Raw genomic sequence first — 20,983 nt, forward strand, 5'->3', positions numbered from 1 at the left:
ACACAAAGTTAATTTTTAAATAATCATTTAAAATACAAATTTGAGTAAATTATCAGTATTAAACAAAAAAAGCCTGCGTTGTTTAAAATACAACGCAGGCTTTTGAGAAAATAGTATGGTACTTACCAGATTTTCACACGTTTATCCGGTGCTACATACATAGCATCGCCCGGTTTAATGCCAAAAGCGGTATAAAAAGCATCAACATTTTGTAATGGTACATAAGCCCTGTATACTCCCGGCGAATGTGGGTCTGTCTTTACCTGGTTTTTAATAGCTTCATCCCTTGCTTTTGTGCGCCATATAGTAGCCCACGAAATAAAGAAACGCTGCTCTGGTGTATAGCCGTCTATCAATCCCGGATTTCCTTTTTCTTTAAGGTATAGCTGTAAACCATCGTAAGCAGCATTAACACCACCAAGGTCGCCTATGTTTTCGCCAAGTGTAAACTTACCATCTACAAAAATACCCGGTAGCGGCTGTAGCTTACTATATTGGTCAGCAAGGGCGCCACCCAGGCCTGTAAATTGTGTAAGGTCCTGGTCATTCCACCAGTTAACAAGGTTGCCATCGGCATTGTAACGCGCACCCGAATCGTCAAAACCATGCGAAATTTCGTGGCCTATAACAGCACCTATACCACCATAGTTAACGGCTTCATCTGCCCTGTAGTCATAAAAAGGCGGCTGTAATATACCTGCCGGGAATACAATTTCGTTATAAGACGGGTTAAAGTAAGCATTTACAATTTGTGGTGCCATGCCCCACTCCGTTTTGTCTACCGGTTTACCCAGTTTATCCATGTCTTTTTTATGCTCCCAGCGCGAAACACTTTGCATATTGCTGAAAAAAGTGCCTCCCTGAGCAGGGCTTTTTATAGTAAGCGCGCTATAATCTTCCCACTTATCCGGGTAACCTATTTTAATGCTAAGCTTGTGCAGTTTATCTATAGCGCTAAGCTTAGTTTCTTTAGCCATCCATGGCAGGTGGTTAATACGGTTTTCATAAGCTTTAATAACATTGTTAATCATGCTCTCTGCTTTAGCCTTAGCCTCGGCAGGGAATTTTTTCTCAACATATAGTTTACCTAAAGCTTCGCCCACACTATTGTTTATAGTTTGCAGTGCATTTTTATCACGGTACTCTTCTTTAAGCGCACCCCTAAGCGTTTTGCTGTAAAAATCCCAGTTTGCAGTTTCAATGTTAGTAGAAAGCATCGATGAAGACCTCCTTAAAAGTGTCCATTTTAAATATGCTTTCCATGAATCAACATCTTTTTTAGCCAGTATAGTTTGAAGCGCAGCTATATATTTAGGTTGGCTAACAATAATTTCCTGTGGTTTTGCAACGCCAATACCTGTAAAATAAGTCGTCCAGTTAATGGCAGGAGCAAGTTTTTGCAGTTCTGCAACGGTCATTGGGTTGTAGCTTTTACGGTCGTCACGGCTTTCTACCCTGTCCATCATAGGCTGTGCAAAAGCAGTTTCAAGCGCAAGTATCTTTTTAGCCTGCTCAGTAGCAATTTTACCGTCATAGCCTATAAAGCCAAGCATTTTAGCAACATGTGCTACATACTTTTCGCGTTTCTCTTTAGAGTCGGCATCTTCAGATACGTAATAATCCCTGTCAGGAAGTCCAAGGCTGGCTACACCAAGATATACAGTATTTTTATTGCTGTCTTTAGCATCGGCACCTATGTAAGTGCCAAAAAAGCCAATACCACCAAGCGGTTCCATTTGAATGATAAGTGCCTCAAGGTCTTTTGCGGTTTTAACGCCATCTATTTGTTTAAGGTAGGGGCGAAGCGGGGTAACACCTGCCTTGTTACGGGCTACGGTATCCATTATGGTATTATACAATGCAGCAGCCTTACCCTGATCTGACGTTGCTGCCAGGCTTTTATTGGCCGCAGCCTCTTTAAGTATGGCAAGTGCATCGTTGTTAGTACGCTCACGAAGTTCGTCAAAACTTCCCCAGCGGGTTTTGTTGCCGGGAATCTCTGTGTTGTCTACCCATTTACCATTTACATACCTAAAAAAGTCGTTGCCGGGAGTAACGCTCTTGTCCATGTATTGCAGGTTAATGCCCGGTTTTTCCTGTTTTGCGGGTGTAGTTTGTGCATTGCTCATGCCGGTACCCAGTATAAGGGCAGCCGCAGCATATTTAGCATTGATGTTTATTTTCATTTAATTTTAAACTTTTGGTTTACAAATATAAAAGTATGAAAGGCAAAAACCTTTCCAATTGTTGTTAAATATCGTTATAAAGCACTTTAAGGCTGATAAAAGTGCAATTTGTAGCCTGTATGCAACCTGTTGTTTTGTAATTTTGCAAAAATTTTGCCCATGTTATCCTTCTTTAAAAAATATAAACTGTTCTTCATAGTTTTCCTTATCCTTTCGGCAGTCATACTTGCATTATTTAATAGTGCGCTTACACCACAAAAAACACTTAAAATATACAGCCCCGCCGATGTAAACCCGGAACTGGCCGATAGCACCATACAAAGCGTTGCCCACCATCACAATATTGCCCCATTTGCTTTTACCAACCAGAATGGCAAGACCATTACTCAGAAAGATTATGAGGGTAAAATATATGTGGCTGATTTCTTTTTTACCACCTGCCAGAGCATTTGCCCTAAGATGACAAAGAACATGGCGTGGCTGCAGGAACAAATAAAGAGTATGCCCGGTGTTATGCTGCTGTCACATTCGGTAACGCCGGATATTGATACGGTACCTGTACTCAGGGCTTATGCCGATGAAAAAGGCGCAATAGATGGTAAGTGGAACCTTGTTACCGGAGATAAAAAAGATATTTATTATATAGCACGAAAATCATATTTGGCGGTTAAGACCACAACATCATCGGAACTATACGATATGGTGCATACAGAAAATTTTATACTGGTGGATAAAAAAGGCAGGATACGCGGATTTTATGATGGTACTAACCTGGACAGGCCTGATAAAGATGCAAAAAACGTGAAACAGCTCCTGGAAGATATTAAATGGTTATCTGAAAATGAAAATTAAGCATGTTGTAGATATTTATTAGTACTTTTGTAATATTAATTGATTCTAAATAAAAGTTGAAAACCACTCTTGCAGTTCTTAAAAAAGGGCAAAAAGCCATTATTACCGACTTTAATGTGGATGCGATACCATTAAAGCTGCTTGAAATGGGGTGCCTGCCCGGCAACCAGGTGCAACTTTTACAAACTGCCCCTATGGGCGACCCTATTTACATTAACGTTAACGACAGCCATGTGGCAATTCGAAAAGAAACAGCTGCCGAAATAGACGTTATAATTATAACGGACTAATTTAATGGCTGGCTCCTCCCTAAAAATAGCCTTGATAGGCAACCCGAATACCGGAAAAACATCTGTCTTTAACCTGCTTACCGGCCTTAACCAGCAGGTGGGTAACTACCCCGGCATTACTGTAGAGCGTAAAGTAGGTTCGTGCCGTTTGCCTAATGGTACTAAGGGCACCATACTTGATTTACCCGGAACCTACAGCCTTAATGCCAGCTCTATGGATGAGAATGTAGTTATAGAGCTGCTCCTTAATAAAAATGACAAAGATTACCCGGATGTTGCCGTAGTAGTAACCGATGTAGAGAACCTAAAGCGTAATTTATTGCTTTTTACCCAGATTAAAGATCTTGAAATACCTGCTATACTGGTTATTAATATGGCCGACAGAATGGATAAAAAAGGCATAACAGTAGATATACCTTATTTAGAAAGCCACCTTAAAACACGTATTGCATTAATAAGCTCGCGCAAGGGTACGGGTATAGACCATCTTAAAGAGCTGATCGTTAATTACGCAGCATTGCCTACAGAGCCCTGCCTCAATGCATCGTCTATAGACCCCGACTATTTTAATAAACTTCGGCAGACTTTTCCTAACCAGTTGCTGTACAAGCTGTGGCTTGTAATCACCCAGGATGTAAACTTTGGGCTTATAGACCTTAAAGAACTTCAGGGTACGGCATTTACCAAAACAAAATCAGAGCTAAAAAGGCTTCAGCAAAAAGAAACCATAAAACGCTACCAGTTTATTAACGATGTGCTTAAAACAGGGCAGGTTATAGACCATAGTAAAGCAAATGATTTACGTGCTAAACTGGACAGGGTGCTTACCCACAGGATTTTTGGCTACGTTATCTTCTTCGGGATACTCATGCTTATCTTCCAGTCTATATTTTCATGGTCGGAAATACCTATGAATTTTATCGACGAGAGTTTTGCATGGCTGTCTGCCTTTACATCACAGCACATGCAGCCCGGCAAATTAACCGACCTGATAACACAGGGTATCATTCCCGGTATAGGCGGTGTGGTTATCTTTATTCCGCAAATAGCATTTTTGTTCCTCTTTATATCGGTGCTGGAAGAAACCGGTTACATGAGCCGCGTGGTATTCCTTATGGACAATGTTATGAAACGTTTTGGGCTTAGCGGTAAAAGTGTTGTGCCGTTAATATCGGGTACAGCATGTGCCATTCCCGCCATAATGGCTGCCCGAAATATAGAGAACTGGCGGGAAAGGCTTATTACCATACTGGTTACACCTTTTACCACCTGTTCTGCAAGGCTGCCGGTATACAGCATATTAATATCGCTTATAATCCCTAACAGGTATGTGCTTGGTATATTTAATCTGCAGGGCCTCACACTTATGCTGCTATACCTGCTTGGGTTTACCGGGGCAATACTTTCGGCCTGGATATTAAACAAAGTGCTGGATATAAAACATAAAAGCTTTTTTGTAGCCGAAATGCCCAACTACAAACTTCCGCTGCTTAAAAATATCGGGCTTACCGTATTAGAAAAAACCAAGGCATTTGTATATGGTGCCGGTAAGATAATACTGGCGCTGTCTATCATAATATGGTTTTTAGGGTCGCACGGCCCGGGCAAAAAATTTAGCGATGCCCCGGCTATTGTTACGGCAATGCCGCAGAGTAAAACCTTAACAGAGAGCCAGCTTAATGATGCCATAGCGGCTTACCAGTTAGAAAATTCTTACATAGGTATTGCCGGTAAAGGTATAGAACCTGTTATACGCCCACTGGGTTACGACTGGAAAATAGGCATTGCCATAGTATCGTCATTCGCGGCGCGCGAAGTGTTTGTGGGCACGCTTGCCACTATTTACAACATAGGCAGCAGTGCCGAAAATGAAGACGAAGGAACTATACGCCAGCGTATGGCTGCTGAGGTAAACCCTGTAACCGGAGAGAAAATTTTTAATTTTGCAACCGGGGCATCATTATTGCTCTTTTATGCATTTGCCATGCAGTGTATAAGCACGCTGGCAATTACTAAAAAAGAGACCAATTCCTGGAAATGGCCTATAATACAACTGGTGGGTATGAGCGGTTTTGCTTACATAGTGTCGTTTATAACATACCAGTTATTAAAGTAAAGTTTATGGATATTCAGCAAATTATAGTATACCTGCTTGTTGCAGCTGCAACAGCTTTTTTGGTTAAAAAATATTTTTTCAAGAAAAAGAAAGCCGGCAATTGCGGTGGCGACGATTGCGGGTGCCATTGATAAATGTTGTTTTAAGTATTCCACCCAAGAGGTTTAAAAAATCTTCAGGCTATACCAATAATGATATAAAGCAGTCTCAATAATTTATCACGCAAAGGCGCGAAGACGCAAAGCTAGGTACACAATCCTACCCACAAAGCGACTGATCAACTTATCAGTCGCTGTAACGGAACCTACTTTGGCATACAGCTTTGCGTGACATTAGGATAGTAAAAAATAAGGCTAAAATATATCGATACAGTATTAGTTAGTTCGTAATCTCCTGAATACTGATCATTTGGTTTTAACTTAATACCATTGTAATTTCTCCGTCTCTTAACAAACCCTTATGTATTAACACTTCGTTAAATACAATACTATATTGACAGGTAAAACCTACTTTTATTTATGTATTTAAAAAAAAAGCATATTATGAAAGTGTCTGTAAAAAAAATAACCCTTAAGGTACTCAAGTGGACGGGTATCTTTATCGCTTTTATACTATTGCTTATGTTCCTGTTACCCATTCTTTTTCCGGGTACCATAGCAGAGCAGGTTAAAATCGTGGCGAACAAAAACCTTGATGCCAAACTGGATTTTAAGCGGTCTAAACTGTCATTCTTTACTCATTTTCCGTCGTTAACTGTTTCGCTTGATAGTATTTCGGTAACCGGTTCGGCACCATATTCTAACCAGCCGCTGCTTAATGCAGACCAGGTTGCTTTTGGTATTAACCTTAAAAGACTGATTTTTGATAACATTATTAAAATAGATAAGCTATATGTTTCTGATGCCTTTATAAATGTAATGGTTAACGAGAAAGGGCAGGCTAATTATAATATTTATGTGCCCGAAAATGAACAGCCTAAAGATACTACTGCCGAAGGTGCGGCTATAAGGCTGGACCGTATAGATTTTGAAAACTGCCATATAAAATACAACGACCGTTCGGCTAAAATACTGGTAGATGCGCAGGGCTTTAATTATGTGGGTAAAGGCAACCTGAGCGAAGATGTATTTGATTTACAAACCGACGCCCGTATAGATTCTATTGATTTTTATTACGACCGTGTACCTTACCTTAAGAAAAAACACGTTCGTGCCGATCTTATTACCCGTATAAATACCAATGCATTATCGTTTATATTGCAAAAAAACGAGCTTAAAATAAATGAGCTTCCGTTAGAGTTTACAGGTTTTTTTACCATTTTGCGCGATGGTTATAAGATAAATATCGATGCATCATCTAAAAACACTACCCTGGATGACCTGCTATCTGTAGCACCGCCACAGTATTTAACCTGGATGGAGCAAACAAAAATAAAAGGCCGTGCCGATTTAATGTTCCGCTTTCAGGGAGAATATAATGTGGCAAAAAAATTGCAGCCTAACCTTGGATTTAAATTTCAGGTACATGATGGTGGTGTAGAGTATAAAGGAGCTCCCGTACCTATAAGCGATATGCAGGTAGATATGGCTGCTTACTTACCTGCCCTTGATGTAGAAAAACTACAGGTAAACCTTAAAAAGTTTGACTTTAAAGTTGGCGATAAAGATTACTTTAAAGCGTTTGTTATTACAAAAGGCTTAAGTGAAATGGCGGTTAAAGCCAACATAAAAGGATCGCTTAACCTGCAAACGGTAGATGCTGCACTTGGGCTTAAAGACTTTGATCTTAAAGGCAGCCTTAAAACAGATATTACCGCTAACGGTACTTATAGTGCCGAAAAGAAACTGTTCCCAAAAACCAAAGGTGGTATAAACCTGCAAAAAGGCTGGCTAAAAACAAGCTACTATCCTAACCCTATTACCGATATTACTTTTGTAACCAAGGTTATAAATAATTCCGGTACGTTTCAGGATCTTAAGGTGGCTGTAACTCCTGCCTCTTTTAAGTTTGAAGGAAATCCTGTTTATGTAAACGCATCGGTATCTGATTTTGATGATATGTTTTATGATGCCATTATAAAAGGGGAACTTAATATAGGCAGGATATATAAAGTGTTTTCTCAAAAAGGGCTGGATGTTACCGGTTACGCCAAAGCCGACCTTTCGCTTAAAGGCCGCCAGAGCTATGCTACAACCGGACAGTACAGTAAGCTTGATAACAAAGGCACCATTTTATTAAAAGATATAAAAACCACATCCGAGCTTTTCCCGAAAGCATTCTTTATAAAGGAAGGGTTGTTTAGGTTTGAGAATGAAAAAATGTGGTTCGAAAAATTTGGGGCAAGCTACGGTAAGTCAGATTTTGCCATAAACGGTTATCTGCTTAACACCATCAATTACTTTTTAGAATCGCGCGGTACACTAAGCGGTAACTTTAATGTAAAGTCGAAACTTATTAATGTAGATGAGTTTATGGCACTAAAAGAGGGCGAGAACAAAGATCGCAAAACGGCTGTAGAATATGCTAAAGAAGATAACCCTAAAGCAAGCGGAGTAGTGGTACTGCCTACAAACCTTAATGTATCGTTAGTTGCCAATGCTGATAAGGTACAATATAACGGGCTTGTACTTAACAACCTTATTGGTAAAGTGGGTATTGGCAAAGGCGAATTGTATCTTGAAAATACTACTTTTAATATTATAGGCTGCAATGTAGGTATAGATGCCAGGTATGATGATGAGTCGCCTACCGCAGCAAACTTTGATGCCCATTTAAGAGCAAAAGATTTTAGCGTACAGCGTGCCTATAAAGAGATACCTATGTTTCATGATATGGTAACTGCGGCAGAGAAAGCAGAGGGTATAATATCTATAGATTATAAAATTAAAGGTGACCTTAATGCAAATATGGGGCCTATATATGAATCGTTGGAAGGTGGCGGTACCATAAACCTGCGCGATGTTAAGGTAAGCGGATTAAAACTTTTTAACGGGCTTAGCGAAAAAACAGGCCAGGATGGACTAAACAACCCTACCCTAAAAGGTATTGATATAAAAACCACTATTAACAATAACCTTATACGTATAGAGCCGTTCGATTTTAAAGTATCCTTATTCAGGCCCACTATAAAAGGGACAACCAGTTTTGACGGGCTTCTTGATATACGCATAAGGCTTGGGTTGCCACCGGGCGGGCTTATAGGTATACCTATCGTGGTAACCGGTACGCACGAAGCTCCTAAAATTAAAGTGTTTAGTAAAACCGGCCAACGAATTACTGATGCTATTTATAACGAAAAGACCAATACCGTTGTAAAGGAAGAAAAAAGAAACCCTACTAAGAAAGAAAGGGAAAACATGAAAGAGAAAAAAGAACAGGAAGATAAAAAGAAAAAAGGATAGTGTTTTACCACACTTCACATTAATAAAAAATCCCGCTTAAGGCGGGATTTTTGTGTTTGTAAGTGTAAGTTAAAGGTTAAGCATTAATAGCTTCTACTTTAATGTCGTTATCGTTAAGCATATCTTTAAGCATGTTCTCTATACCGCTTTTAAGGGTAAAAGTACTGCTTGGGCATCCGCTGCAGGCACCCTGTAGTACTACTTTAACACGTTTTTCGGTTTCATCATAACTTTCAAAGGCAATGTTTCCGCCATCGGCCTGTACTGCCGGCTTTACATACTCTTCAAGAATGTTGATGATTTGCTGCGATGTAGTATCAAGCGCATCAAAGTATGCCTCCTGCTGTTTTTCGGCCTGTGGTAATTTTTGTATCAGCGACTCATCTATAACCGGTTTACTCTCTTCGAGGTATACCTTAATAAAGCTGCGAACTTCCGGCGTTATCTCATCCCACTCGGTCATGGCATACTTAGTTATAGATATGTAATTCTCATCTATAAATATCTCTTTAATAAACGGGAATTTAAAAAGTTCCCTTGCCAGTGGCGATGCCGCAGTGTCGTCTATATTTTTAAATTCGGCACTGGTTTTTGTCAGTAGCTTGTTGGCTACAAACTTAAGCGTTGCCGGGTTTGGTGTAGCCTCTACATATACTGTGCTTGGCACTTTCTTTTTAGTCTGTGCATTCTCTGCCAGGATAACACCGCCGTTGTTTACAAAATCTTCAATTTGTTTTGCAACATCGTCCTGAACATCTGCCCACTCTACGATAGAGTATTTTTCTATACCAATAAAATTGCCCGATATGTATACCGTTTTTACAAACGGTAAAAAGAACAATTGTTTGGCAAGCGGAGAGTTTGCAGTCTCGTCTATATTCTTGTACTCGTAATTATTATTGTTGGCTATAAAATCGCTAAACTCGAATTTTACGATCGAAGCGTTTTGGGTAGGCCTTATAGTTATCGTTTCCATACGTCAAAAAATTTCTGCAAAATTACAGTAAAAAAGCTTACATAATATTTTTGAGACCTATCTGTTTACATATACTATAATAAGGTATAGTTTTGCGGGTAATTATTCGTAAAATGATTACACCTGACGTTTTTTTATAAAACTGTAAGAAATTACAGGTGTTTTTAAGTTTAAAATAAGCATAAAAAGGATGTTTTATGGCCTTTATAGACTAAGTTAATATGTATATAAAAACAATTTAACATCTAATTATCTACGAAATGCTAAAACAGAGGTATAAACGGTAAATGCTGACAAAGAACGCAGTATTTTTTGGAATAATATTTATTTTATGTAACCAACCTAATATAAAAATTTATATATTTGACCGCTATGGAAAATTAGTGGACGGTAAGCATATTAAGATGGGTGCAAGCCTGTATATGAAATGAGCTTATTAAACAATAATTGCCAAAGGTCTAACTAAATAGCGCATTTTTCATTAAACGATAAGGTCAACATGAATTTTAAAAAGATTTATCTCATTTTTGGATTATTTTTAGCCCAGATGTCTTTCGGCCAGGAAGGCGTTGCGGTTTACTCGGATTATTTGTCAGATAACTATTATCTAATTCACCCATCTATGGCGGGTGCGGCAAACTGTGCCAAGATAAGGGTTACGGCACGCCAGCAATGGTTTGGCCAGGATGATGCTCCGCAGTTACAAACCGTGAGTTTTAATACGGCTTTAGGATCAAATTCGGGTATTGGTGCTATTATATTTAATGATAAAAATGGTTACCACTCTCAAACCGGAGCTAAATTAACGTATGCCCACCACATTCGCTTTTCGAGAAGTGATTACGATCTTAACCAGCTTTCGTTTGGTATGAGTGCAGGCCTTGTACAAAGCCGCCTTGACGAAACAGAATTTGAAGGTTTTGACCCTGCTATACGCGGTGGCGATATTGTAAAAGATTCTTACTTTAATGTTGACATAGGAGCATCATACCACTACCTTGATTTTTATGCTCACTTTACTGCCAAGAACGTTATAAAAAGTAAAAGGGAACTTTATACAGATGTAGAAAGCTCTAACTTAACATCATACTTATTTACTTTAGGTTATGTGTTTGGCCTTAACGATGATATTTGGTCATTAGAGCCATCGGTAATGTTCCAGGCTATCAGTGAGACTAAAGAAAAAACTATCGATATTAACCTTAAAGCATACAGGGAAATGGACTTTGGAAGGCTTTGGGGAGGTTTGTCTTACCGCAGGGGCTTAGAAGGTGCACAGTACCAGGATAGGTTTGGCGGTACAGTTAAAGAACAGTACCTGCAATACATAACTCCTATTATAGGTGTTAACTATAAAAGCTTTATGTTCTCGTATACTTACAGCTACCTAACGGGAGATGTTAAGTTTGATAACAGCGGTTTCCACCAGATTACTATTGGTCTTAACCTTAACTGTAAAAAAGATAAATACGATTGCCACTGTCCGGCAGTTAACTAATATAATATACCTATTATTAATTCCGTCCCGATATACTCTATTGGGACGTTTTTATTTTAAAGCTATGCTGATTAAAGAAGTTAATGGTAAATACCCGCAAATACCTGAAGATTGTTTTGTGGCAGAGAATGCAACCATAATAGGCGATGTTACCTTTGGCATGCAATGCAGCGTGTGGTACAATGCCGTATTAAGGGGCGATGTGCATTACATAAAAATAGGCAACAAAGTAAATATTCAGGATGGTGCCGTTATACACTGCACCTACTTAAAACACCCCACAGTTATAGGCAACAATGTATCTATAGGCCATAATGCCATTGTGCATGGTTGTACCGTTAATGATAATGTGCTTATAGGTATGGGTGCTATTGTAATGGACAACTGCGTTATAGAAAGTAACTGCATTATAGCGGCTGGCGCTGTGGTAACACAGAACACCGTGGTAGAATCGGGCACTATATATGCCGGTGTACCCGCAAAAAAAGTAAAAGACATTAATGTATCCGACTTTGCCGGCGAAATAGAAAGAATAGCTAACAATTATGTTATGTATTCTTCTTGGGTTAAGTAAGTGTTTTAGAAGTCAGTTTTTATAGCAGAATATTCAGTGCCAATAATGTTCTGTAAAACAGCAGGATTAGCATTCGTATAAAACTCCTGAAAAGCATTGTGCTCCTTAGTATTAAGCAGACCGTGTTTTTGCAGGATCTTTTTTGTTTGCCTTGCAACGGCTTCGCCGGAGTCTATAATGGTAAGATGCTCGGGTACTATTTTGCGTATTTGCGGTACAAGGTAAGGGTAGTGGCTGCAGCCCAAAACAAGGTAGTCTATATTAGCGGCTATCATGGGGTGCAGGTATTTTTCTAGCAGCTCATGCATTTCTTCCGACTCTAACTGGCCATTTTCAATCAGGGTCACCAGTCCGGTGCCCACCTGTTCTATAACATCTACATTAGTAAAGCCGGCAACGGTTTTGTTAAACAATTCGCTCGATAGTGTTCCTTGTGTGGCAAGTATGCCTATAGCATTAGTTTTAGTGTGTATGGCCGCGGGTTTAATGGCGGGCTCTATACCTATAAAAGGAACGTCGTAGTTGGCACGCAGCTCTTCAATGGCATTTGTAGTGGCGGTGTTGCAGGCAACCACAATTATTTTGCTGCCTTTGCTCAGTAAATAATCGGTGTTTTTAAAGCTCAGGTCTATTATCTCATCTTTAGAACGTGGCCCGTAAGGGGCATTTTTACTATCGGCAAGGTAAACGGTATCTTCGTTAGGCAAAAGGCGGTGTATCTCTTTCCATATAGACGTGCCACCTATACCGGAGTCGAATAATCCTATGGGGTTTGTGCTTTTATCCATACAGCAAATATAATTTTTTTTGCTGTTAAATAATATGATGAAGAGTATTGTGTGTATTTGATTTTTTTGAGGGAGTAATAAAGCTCTTTTAAAGAGATAGAAGATATTTGCAACGATAAAATAGTTTTAATATGTTAGAGAGTCTTTTTTTATTAGGTCTTTTAGTGAAAAATTTAGTTTATTTTTTTATACTTAAAAACAATTTTATTCCAAAGTATTTATTTTATATAATTGGATTTGTTATATTAATAATTTCAATAGGCATTGCGGTATTTACAATCGATTTTAAAGGCAAAGGAATTATACCCATGATTTTAAATATTGACTTTTTCTTGATTTCATTTTCATTTTTGATTAGATTTTTAAATAAAGTTCTCTCCTTAATTTCAAATGCTTTCGATAATAAAGTTGTTAATCCCTTTGATATTTTTTTTGACATTAATTTTAAACTGAGTCATTTTTATATTTTGATAACAATCATTCAGGCTTCAATAATATTAATCTACTTTGCAAAACAAACCTAATTAAATATTATACCTCCTTCGCATTCAGAGTCTTATGGCTCGGGCGAGCGGGGGAAGAAACCAAATTACCGTTTGGATTTTAATTATAGATGTAATTATTTGTAGAGCTCAATAAATTTAGAACATTATGAAATATTCAATTATTTTACTATTAATATTTTTAAACACAAATGCTATTGCTCAGTCGAGAGATTTTGTTGGTGACACTCAATCAGAAATGAATTTGAATGCATTTAAATCATATGAAGAAATGAATATTCAAATGGTAAATATTTATAACCAAATTATCAAGAAAAGCAACAATGACAAGTTATTTTTAAAAAATTTTAAAAAAGCCCAAAAAAAATGGATTAAATGGAGAGATTTGGAGATAGAAGCTTTTTTTCCAAATTATGCCGATTCACAAGTTTTTTATGGTTCAATGCAACCATTATGTAGATTTTCTAAGCTAATGGATTGGACTGAAGAGCGCATTAATCAGTTGAAAATTTATTTAGAAGGTGTTGAAAAAGAAGATTTATGTGGGGCAGGAAGAGATGGTTAACATATTATAGAATTCTCCCCCGCTTGCGCGAGCCTCTTGGCTCGTGCCGGTAATAATTGTTAATAATGGGATAGTGTTGTTTAATATGAACAACTGCCGGTTTTGTGCAGGCTAAAATACCATGATTATAGTAGGTATATTAAAGTGCTCTGGTCTATATCTCATCTTTAGAACGTGGTCCGCAAGGGGCATTTTTACTGTCGGCAAGGTAAACGGTATCTTCGTTAGGCAAAAGGCGGTGTATCTCTTTCCATATAGACGTGCCACCTATACCGGAGTCGATATAATCCTATGGGGTTTGTGCTTTTATCCATACAGCAAATATAATTTTTTTTAATTGTATATTGTAAGCCAAACAAGAGTGTGAGGGTAAAACTTTAAATGTGAGGGTTTTGTTTTAATTGTAATTTTAGCCTGAAGTTTTTTAACGGGAGATCCTGCAAATATTGACAATATCGGCTACAGGATTACTATCCTTTCGGGATGCTTGTACCTAATAGGCATGCTAATACACCAGATTACCGCTACGGCTACCAGGGGCAGGAAATGTATGATGAAATAAAAGGGGAAGGTAATAGTATTAATTATACCTTTAGGATGCATGACCCAAGAATTGGCAGGTTTTTTGCGATAGATCCCTTATCACCAAGATACCCTCATAATTCACCTTATGCATTCAGCGAAAATAGGGTTATTGACTGTGTTGAATTGGAAGGACGTGAATTTGATATTAAAAAAACAGAAAAGGGATGGCATATTAGTGTTGCATTTAAAATAGTTAATAATATGGAAGATTTTGTTATTTCACAAGATTATTTAAATAAGATCATCTTTCAAGTTACAACAGATATTAAACAATTTAATGGCTTTGATACAGATAGTGATTATATAAGTTTTTCCGCTACGTATGATCCAAAAGCCACAATTAACGTTTATATAGTTGATTCTTTTCAAAAAACCGCTGTAAAAAAGGGTCCAAAGATATTTAATACTGTTGAAAGTAAGGCAGATGCAAGTGGCGCTGCCATTACACCTCAATCTCAAAAAGGTAATTCAATTACTGGTTCAGTTTTTATAAAATCAGAAAATACTTCCCTACAAAGTGAATCGACTAGTGTAACTAGAGTTAATGGAGATAAAGTGGAAAAATTAAATGCTGCGTTTACAATTTTTCATGAATTTTTTGTTCATTTAATTTCGCAAACAATAAAAGGAACTGAAGATCATAAGCCACCTGCCGTCGGTGACGATTCTAATCGTATGATCGATAAAAAAGGAAGCACAGTTTTATCAGTACGAAGAAAAATTGATGTTAATAATCAGGTTAATAATTTATTTCAATCTTCATCTAATAAAGTAGATTTTTTACTAAATGCAGCTCAATTAAAATCAATAAAGGAGAATATTATGGCAGGTAAGGAAAATTACGAAAGTAAAGAAGCAGTTAAACTTACTCCAAGTAAAGATGAAATAGTAATACCTAATCAATAAAAAATGAAAAGTAAAATCACAATTATACTTATATTATGTTTCTTAAATTCTTATAAATCTGTTGGCCAATTTCATTATGACAAAAGTGAGTTCAAGAAAGAATTTGAAATAGAAAGAAGCGAGTCCAAATTTCATCTGTCTCTATGTATTATATTTGAAAACTCAATGATTGGTGATAAAATATTCTTGCAAGAAGTTACTTCCGAGGAAATAGTTTTTAACGATATTTTAAATGAAAAGATAAATTCAGTTTTTGGAAAAATAATTTTTATAACCAATAATCCGGATAGTTACATTTTTAATGTAAATAATAATCTATTACATATTGAGGAGTATATTTATGAAAGATATAGATATTTAGTTGTCAAAAAAATTGAAGGTAAATTAACACTAGTTTACACTAATGAATATCCCGGATATACATTTACAGAATTGACTAAATTGGATAGAAAGTAAATGATTTCAACTTCCGGAATTCCCTACTAGAGCTAGCTTCTTGGCTCGTGCCGATAATACTTACATACTATAAACCTCAAGTTTACCATGCGCCTTATCAATTTCTCTATCCATATAAGCTTGGGCATAGTGCACATAGCGGTTAAATGAGCTGCTTGCCGTACTATGCCCGATTAAGGATAAGAACAATTATTTATCTATATATTTGAAGCAAAAGTGTAGATGAAAATGTATCGCCTTTAGTATCATTATTAAACATAAATACAACGATAGTTGGGAATGGCTAAAGAAAAACTGATTTTTACTATTAAAAATAAATTCTTACTTAGACGTATCAAAAAAAATTCCCGCTACAAACCTTAACAGCCTGCAACGGGAATTTAATGAAAAAACTAATTGGTTGGTTTGGATATTAGAACACTAATTTTTTACTGGTTTTTCCTTTGGTGGTAGTGACCTCTATAATAAGAACCTGTTGCTGTGCAGTAAGCTCTTTTACAGTAGTTTGCACTGCATTAATGTTTTGGTTGTTGTATAACTTTCTGCCCCTAATATCGCAAACATTAATAGCTGTTATAACAGCATTGTCGGCTGCTACATTAATAACATTACCTTCTTTAAATACTATTACGTTATCAGTTGTAAGCGCAGGATTATGGGTGCCAAGAGCCTCTGTGGTATATACAATTTCGAAACGGTCGTTAAATGTTCCGGCTTCGGTAGCAAATGTATAATTGCTTTCTTTAAGGTTATGAACGTTTCCTGAAACAGCATCTTTAATAAAAATAGCCTGTTCACCTGCAAAAGCACCATCGGTATGGTCTATGGCAATGGTATAGTTACCTGCATCAGTAGCCCTGTAGCCCATAGCAACAACATCGGTATCTGCAAAAGATGGCCTTGCCTGTATAGATAGTTTAATGTCCTGGGCTACTGTGTATAATGCAATGTTATCGCTGTCGGCAAAAGCCCTTCCGTCAAAACCAAAGTCAATACCAGTAGTAGCTTCTTCAGTATAGGCAACAGCCATCTGGCTAAAGCTGTCTTCGGCAGCGTTAAGGTTTAACCAAAAGCGCGATGCTCCTGTAGGTGCTGTCCTAAAGAACCCCTGCGTACCAGATGGCCGGGCAGCCCTTCTCATGGCGTTGTTAAATAAAAACTGCGTATTTTCCGGGTTTACTTTTGTTCTCACAATAAATCCCTGTCCGGTGCTATAAGCCAGTTGGCATAATTATCGGGGTCGCCATAAAAGTCTAACTGGTTGCCTGCACCGCCACCTGCTGTATTTGCAATGTATCCGGCTCTTGTTATGGTAGCATAAGATGGTTTAGAGGCATTGTTCTTTTTTCTCCAGAAGTATATTGCCGAAGCAGGATCGAGCACGCCGGAGTTTTGGGTAAAGAACGAAGCAATACTTATAGGCGATGGGTAAGGGTTGCCTATGGCTGTATAACGCCTGCCGTTTACAGAAGCATCTACCGTTATTGTACCATTGTGTGGTGCGCCTGTAAAGGTACCTGCAAAGCTAATTGGTGCTGTGCCGTTATTGTAATTAGGGGTACTGTCAGTATCGGGCATACGTATAAGGTATGATTTTGCTGTTGCAAACGATGTTTCAAATGGGTCTACAGTAGTGTAATATTCCTGGTTGTACTGCTCAACATATTTATATTCGTAAAAGCGGGTTGTAACAGTTTGTTGTGAAAAATCGTGCAGGTTTTGCCCGCTTACCGGTGCCGACCATAGTGTATAATCCAGCCTGTATAAAGAATTACTGTTTTTAATAGCTGTTATGTTGCCCACATTTGTATTTGTAGTGGCTAAACTTCCCTGCAAAAGGGCAGCATTATTTTGCGCAGTAAGGGTTGCGCCTGTAGTTGTAAGGGTATTTTCTACACTTAGGGTTGCACCTGTTTTTACGGTTAATGCTGTGCCTGGCTGTAATGTAAGGCTATTGGCATAAGCAGTACCCGTGGCTATTTCAGGATTATGAGATGATGTGTTTACAGTAACATTTGTTGCCGCCGTAGGCAGCGCATTGCCACACCAGTTTGCAGGGTTACTCCAGTTGCTGTCGGCATCGCCGGTCCACTCTGCTTTTACAGTAGCGGTAACAGGCACACGTATTGCCGACTCTCCGCAGCCATTGATAAACTGCCAATTGTAAAAATAATACCATGAAGTGCTTGTTGAAGCGGTATTACCTGTAATAGTAATATTCTCATTTGCACGATTGTAATAATTTGCTGCTCCGCCTAAATTTCGCATTACACGGTTCACTGTCGCGCCGCCGGGATTATCCCACTTAAGCTGGTATCCGGTACCGGTAGGTATATCCCAGTTAAGTGTTACTACTTTTGGTGATCCAACCGATGAGTTTGTTGAGTTAGCTTCGGCTGGAGTTATAGTAAATGTGTATTCCTGAAGGGTAGCCCCCGCAGAATTTTTTAGAATTATCTTATTGTTGGTTCCTGAATCTACTGGGTAAATTGTAACTGAATGTAATTTTGTAGCAGACGTTGCAGAAAAAATTACTGCTTCGCCATTATTAGTAGAACCCAGGCTGCCAAGTGTTGCCGGGTCAGGAGCACCTGTAGTTATATTACTTTCGGTTCCTGTAGCCGCAACATAATAATCTGTTGTTTGTGTTAATGAGTCGATAGTGAATATATTACCAGTGCTTAATGCTGTGCCACCCGTGGCTGCATCATACCATTTAAGAGTATTACCGGTTTGTGTAGTTGCCGAAAGGTTTATTGGTGTATTACCACAGCCTGTACCTTCTGTTGTTGATAACACAGATACCTGTATGTTTATTTCGATGGGTGCAGATGTTAATACCACAGTACCATTACAAAGCACATCACATTTAAAGTAGTTCGCATTTGTGTTAGCGGTCATTATTCTTACAGGTGTGGCTGCTGGTAAACCCTCGTTTAAATACGTTACACCATCCGGCGATGATTTCCACTGATATGTTATTCCTGTTGCTGTTGGCATTGGTGTGCTTAAATTAAAGCTTAAAGATTCCTGGCTGCATATAGTGGTTTTAGAAACTGTGGCTGTAGCAGTTGTTGGAAATGTAAAAGTTGTGCATGGCGGAATAAGTACGAGTGAAATATCATCTACATATATTTCTCCCTGGTCCTGTGCCTGGAAGCCTATATAATATGTTCCTGTTTGTGTAGGTATAAAATCGCCCAAATATGTTGTAAAGGCATAGTTGCCAGAAATACCCACAGCATCTGTTAGTGATAATAATGTTTGTTGCATTCCGGCTGCCGATGGGCTCATTCCGTATTTGACAGTAAAATCTGTTTTGTAATTAAATGAATAGGGTATGTAATATTTAAATGAAAGCCTGTAAGTTGAGCCTGCAGTTAAGCTGATACCCTGAGTGTATAAATTATCGTTATTACTACCCGATGCAGATGGAACGTAAACAGAGTTTGGAGCAGAGTTATTTGTAAAACCATAAGTTTTCCATGTAGAGCTGTCTCCGTTTACATTTTCTGTAGTAAAACACGATGGCAGGGCGGGTGTTGTAGCACTATCAAAATTTTGACTGTAAGGTGCCGCTACAGCGCCACACTGTGTTGTAAATGTACCGCTTGCCCATGTACTGTAAGTACCGCTGCCGCAATTTGTACGAACATAGTAACTGTAAAGGGTATTGCCGGTTAACCCAATAATATTTGCACTGGTTGTTGTAGCGTTAAGATTGTTAGCTACTAAACCATCAGTGCCACTGCCGGCTGTACCGGCAGAACGTACTTCCCACTGGTAGCTTTCTGGTGTATTACCTGCAGATGGGGCAGCCCATGATAATGTAGCTGCTGTAGCTGTTATATTTGAAGAGGCAAGATTTGTGGGAGAATTACAACCGTTGCCCGATGCAATTGTAAAACGGATATTTGGCCGATTACCAGTTACGGTCATAGATGTACCTGCTGTCCAGGCGGCAGTGTCATTTTGATAGTAACGGGTGCGGTTTACACTGCTTGTACTAGTATACTGATAGGTTGGATAACCACTTGACAAATATGCTTGATTTCCTTTAATAATAAGTACTGAGAGATTGTTTCCAGTGTAAGAGAATGCGGTATTCAGCTCTACTTCTGCCCATCCGCTCGTTGTGGCGTTAGGAAACGAACCGGTATATACCTGTGTATATCCTGCAAAATCTGAAGTGCCTATTGCCGCCGATGTTAATGTAGCAGCGCTTGTATTTTTAAGGTATATTGTAACAGCATCAATAGCTGTAACGTTAGATCCACTATATTTATATAGTGCTAATTTTGTTAGATTACCCGTAGTAGGTATTTCTGTTGACAGATAAATTATTTCTTCGGCTGAATAATTGTAATTTCTGTTTATTACTTTTTCTGTAGTGCTTGTAGAGGCAGTATTACCTACAGTAACCGTAGTTTGTGCTAAAATGCTTTTAGTGCTAAATAAGAGCATAAGGAGCAACACCCTTGTAAAATAGCTTTGGTAGTTTTTAGTATTCATTTGTATATTGGGGAATATAGTTATAAATTTATTATTCTTATTTAAACTAATTATAAATTGAAAAATTAGTCCTAAAAAAGGACGTAACCTGTACGCCCTTTTTTAGGTGCTGTCAATACTTATTGCCTCTGGAAAACGTAACGCCTTGTGCGTACCTGGCCGTTAACTGTTGTAGTTACTTCATAATACATACGGTTATTTCCGTTTTCAAATACAATTGTAGTTTGTGTTGTGGTATCGTTTGTAGTAAGCGAGTAAACATTATTTTGGGCTGTCCAGTACCCTAAAATTCTCTCAGTGTTTACACATGTACCGCTGCCACCGCCATTATCATCATCAGATCCTTCGTCACTGTCTTCATCAGTATCATTATCTGTTGTTGGTGTAGTAGGATCTGTTGGCGTGGTTGGGGTTTCGTCGGTGTCTTCATCGCTGTCATCGTTATGCTCGTCACTGTCTTCATCACTGTTTTCATCACTATCCTCGTCGCTGTCGTCATGGCCCATGGAACTTCTAAAGTTGCTTGCTATCCTTGCTCCGGAGTTTCCGTAAAGCTCGTGTGTAAATTGGTCTGCGCCAAAAATGTACGTTTCCTCAAGTTCGCAGGAGTTTGTAGCCACAGCCTGTCCGTTAAGGTAAACTTCTGTAAGCTTCCATGTGCCTATAATAGGGTTTGCTGTAGCAGGGCTGTCATCGTCATTGTTGCAGCCTATCAGTATAAGAAACGCTGCCACGAGGCTAAATACTAAAGATAATTGTTTTTTCATTTTGTTAT

General features: G+C 38.4%; 17 protein-coding genes and 1 pseudogene. 10 read left to right on the top strand and 8 right to left on the bottom strand.

Translation table 11 applies throughout. The features are described 5' to 3' along the window. Positions 1 to 122: 122 nt before the first annotated feature. Positions 123 to 2,186: a M13 family metallopeptidase gene (locus F565_RS0110570; protein ID WP_020213197.1), complete on the bottom strand. Its 2,064-nt coding sequence runs from the start codon at positions 2,184 to 2,186 to the stop codon at positions 123 to 125. Between the two features lie 159 nt (positions 2,187 to 2,345). Between F565_RS0110570 and F565_RS0110575 the strand changes: the two genes are divergently transcribed. The 5 genes from F565_RS0110575 to F565_RS0110595 all read left to right on the top strand — a co-directional run bounded on the left by F565_RS0110575 (position 2,346) and on the right by F565_RS0110595 (position 8,845). Further along, positions 2,346 to 3,038: an SCO family protein gene (locus tag F565_RS0110575; protein ID WP_020213198.1), complete on the top strand. Its 693-nt coding sequence runs from the start codon at positions 2,346 to 2,348 to the stop codon at positions 3,036 to 3,038. A gap of 56 nt (positions 3,039 to 3,094) precedes the next feature. Continuing rightward, on the top strand, positions 3,095 to 3,328 hold the full coding sequence (locus tag F565_RS0110580; RefSeq protein ID WP_020213199.1) for a FeoA family protein: 234 nt from the start codon (positions 3,095 to 3,097) through the stop codon (positions 3,326 to 3,328). Between the two features lie 4 nt (positions 3,329 to 3,332). Continuing rightward, positions 3,333 to 5,444, top strand: a complete 2,112-nt coding sequence (feoB, locus tag F565_RS0110585; protein ID WP_020213200.1) for a ferrous iron transport protein B — start codon at positions 3,333 to 3,335, stop codon at positions 5,442 to 5,444. Between the two features lie 5 nt (positions 5,445 to 5,449). Further along, the gene (locus tag F565_RS22675) at positions 5,450 to 5,575 is read left to right on the top strand and encodes a FeoB-associated Cys-rich membrane protein (protein WP_020213201.1); all 126 of its coding nucleotides are present in this window, start codon (positions 5,450 to 5,452) and stop codon (positions 5,573 to 5,575) included. A gap of 411 nt (positions 5,576 to 5,986) precedes the next feature. After that, positions 5,987 to 8,845: an AsmA family protein gene (locus F565_RS0110595; protein ID WP_051087089.1), complete on the top strand. Its 2,859-nt coding sequence runs from the start codon at positions 5,987 to 5,989 to the stop codon at positions 8,843 to 8,845. A 76-nt stretch (positions 8,846 to 8,921) separates the two neighbouring features. On the opposite strand, the gene F565_RS0110600 is transcribed toward F565_RS0110595, so the two are convergent. Continuing rightward, positions 8,922 to 9,821, bottom strand: a complete 900-nt coding sequence (locus F565_RS0110600; RefSeq protein WP_020213203.1) for a NifU family protein — start codon at positions 9,819 to 9,821, stop codon at positions 8,922 to 8,924. A 499-nt stretch (positions 9,822 to 10,320) separates the two neighbouring features. Between F565_RS0110600 and F565_RS0110610 the strand changes: the two genes are divergently transcribed. Together F565_RS0110610 and F565_RS0110615 are read left to right on the top strand one after the other, a co-directional pair. Then, entirely contained in the window at positions 10,321 to 11,319 is a 999-nt protein-coding gene (locus tag F565_RS0110610; RefSeq protein WP_020213205.1) for a PorP/SprF family type IX secretion system membrane protein, read from the top strand. Positions 11,320 to 11,383: 64 nt separating this feature from the next. Beyond that, complete coding sequence (locus F565_RS0110615) at positions 11,384 to 11,893, top strand: gamma carbonic anhydrase family protein (protein ID WP_020213206.1); 510 nt, start codon at positions 11,384 to 11,386, stop codon at positions 11,891 to 11,893. Positions 11,894 to 11,898: 5 nt separating this feature from the next. Here the strand turns inward: F565_RS0110615 and murI are convergent, their stop codons facing one another. Both murI and F565_RS22860 read right to left on the bottom strand, forming a co-directional pair. Beyond that, positions 11,899 to 12,681 carry a glutamate racemase gene (gene murI, locus F565_RS0110620; RefSeq protein WP_020213207.1) on the bottom strand — a complete coding sequence of 261 codons (783 nt, stop codon included), beginning with the start codon at positions 12,679 to 12,681 and terminating at the stop codon, positions 11,899 to 11,901. Positions 12,682 to 12,904: 223 nt separating this feature from the next. Continuing rightward, the gene (locus tag F565_RS22860) at positions 12,905 to 13,120 is read right to left on the bottom strand and encodes a hypothetical protein (protein ID WP_154652588.1); all 216 of its coding nucleotides are present in this window, start codon (positions 13,118 to 13,120) and stop codon (positions 12,905 to 12,907) included. Positions 13,121 to 13,332: 212 nt separating this feature from the next. Here F565_RS22860 and F565_RS0110630 point away from each other — a divergent pair, with 212 nt between their 5' ends. Next, a complete protein-coding gene (locus tag F565_RS0110630) occupies positions 13,333 to 13,749 on the top strand; it encodes a lysozyme inhibitor LprI family protein (protein WP_020213209.1) in 417 nt (138 codons plus the stop codon). Positions 13,750 to 13,906: 157 nt separating this feature from the next. On the opposite strand, the pseudogene F565_RS23400 reads toward F565_RS0110630, so the two are convergent. After that, positions 13,907 to 14,063 (bottom strand): annotated as a pseudogene (locus F565_RS23400) (glutamate racemase); the annotation flags it as partial. 169 nt (positions 14,064 to 14,232) lie between these two features. Here F565_RS23400 and F565_RS0110635 point away from each other — a divergent pair. Next, positions 14,233 to 15,240 (top strand): hypothetical protein, encoded by a 1,008-nt coding sequence (locus tag F565_RS0110635; RefSeq protein ID WP_020213210.1) that lies wholly within the window; start codon positions 14,233 to 14,235, stop codon positions 15,238 to 15,240. 3 nt (positions 15,241 to 15,243) lie between these two features. Then, positions 15,244 to 15,696, top strand: a complete 453-nt coding sequence (locus F565_RS0110640; protein ID WP_020213211.1) for a hypothetical protein — start codon at positions 15,244 to 15,246, stop codon at positions 15,694 to 15,696. Between the two features lie 412 nt (positions 15,697 to 16,108). On the opposite strand, the gene F565_RS0110645 is transcribed toward F565_RS0110640, so the two are convergent. The 3 genes from F565_RS0110645 to F565_RS22355 all read right to left on the bottom strand — a co-directional run bounded on the left by F565_RS0110645 (position 16,109) and on the right by F565_RS22355 (position 20,975). After that, positions 16,109 to 16,888 (bottom strand): T9SS sorting signal type C domain-containing protein, encoded by a 780-nt coding sequence (locus F565_RS0110645; RefSeq protein ID WP_020213212.1) that lies wholly within the window; start codon positions 16,886 to 16,888, stop codon positions 16,109 to 16,111. After that, positions 16,885 to 20,208: an Ig-like domain-containing protein gene (locus tag F565_RS0110650; protein ID WP_020213213.1), complete on the bottom strand. Its 3,324-nt coding sequence runs from the start codon at positions 20,206 to 20,208 to the stop codon at positions 16,885 to 16,887. The genes F565_RS0110645 and F565_RS0110650 overlap by 4 nt, the downstream gene beginning before the upstream one ends. Before the next feature lie 119 nt (positions 20,209 to 20,327). Further along, entirely contained in the window at positions 20,328 to 20,975 is a 648-nt protein-coding gene (locus tag F565_RS22355; protein ID WP_154652589.1) for a lipocalin-like domain-containing protein, read from the bottom strand. Positions 20,976 to 20,983: the final 8 nt, after the last annotated feature.

Origin of the sequence: Flavobacterium rivuli WB 3.3-2 = DSM 21788 (assembly GCF_000378485.1) — a bacterium.
Classification (GTDB): Bacteria; Bacteroidota; Bacteroidia; order Flavobacteriales; family Flavobacteriaceae; genus Flavobacterium; species Flavobacterium rivuli.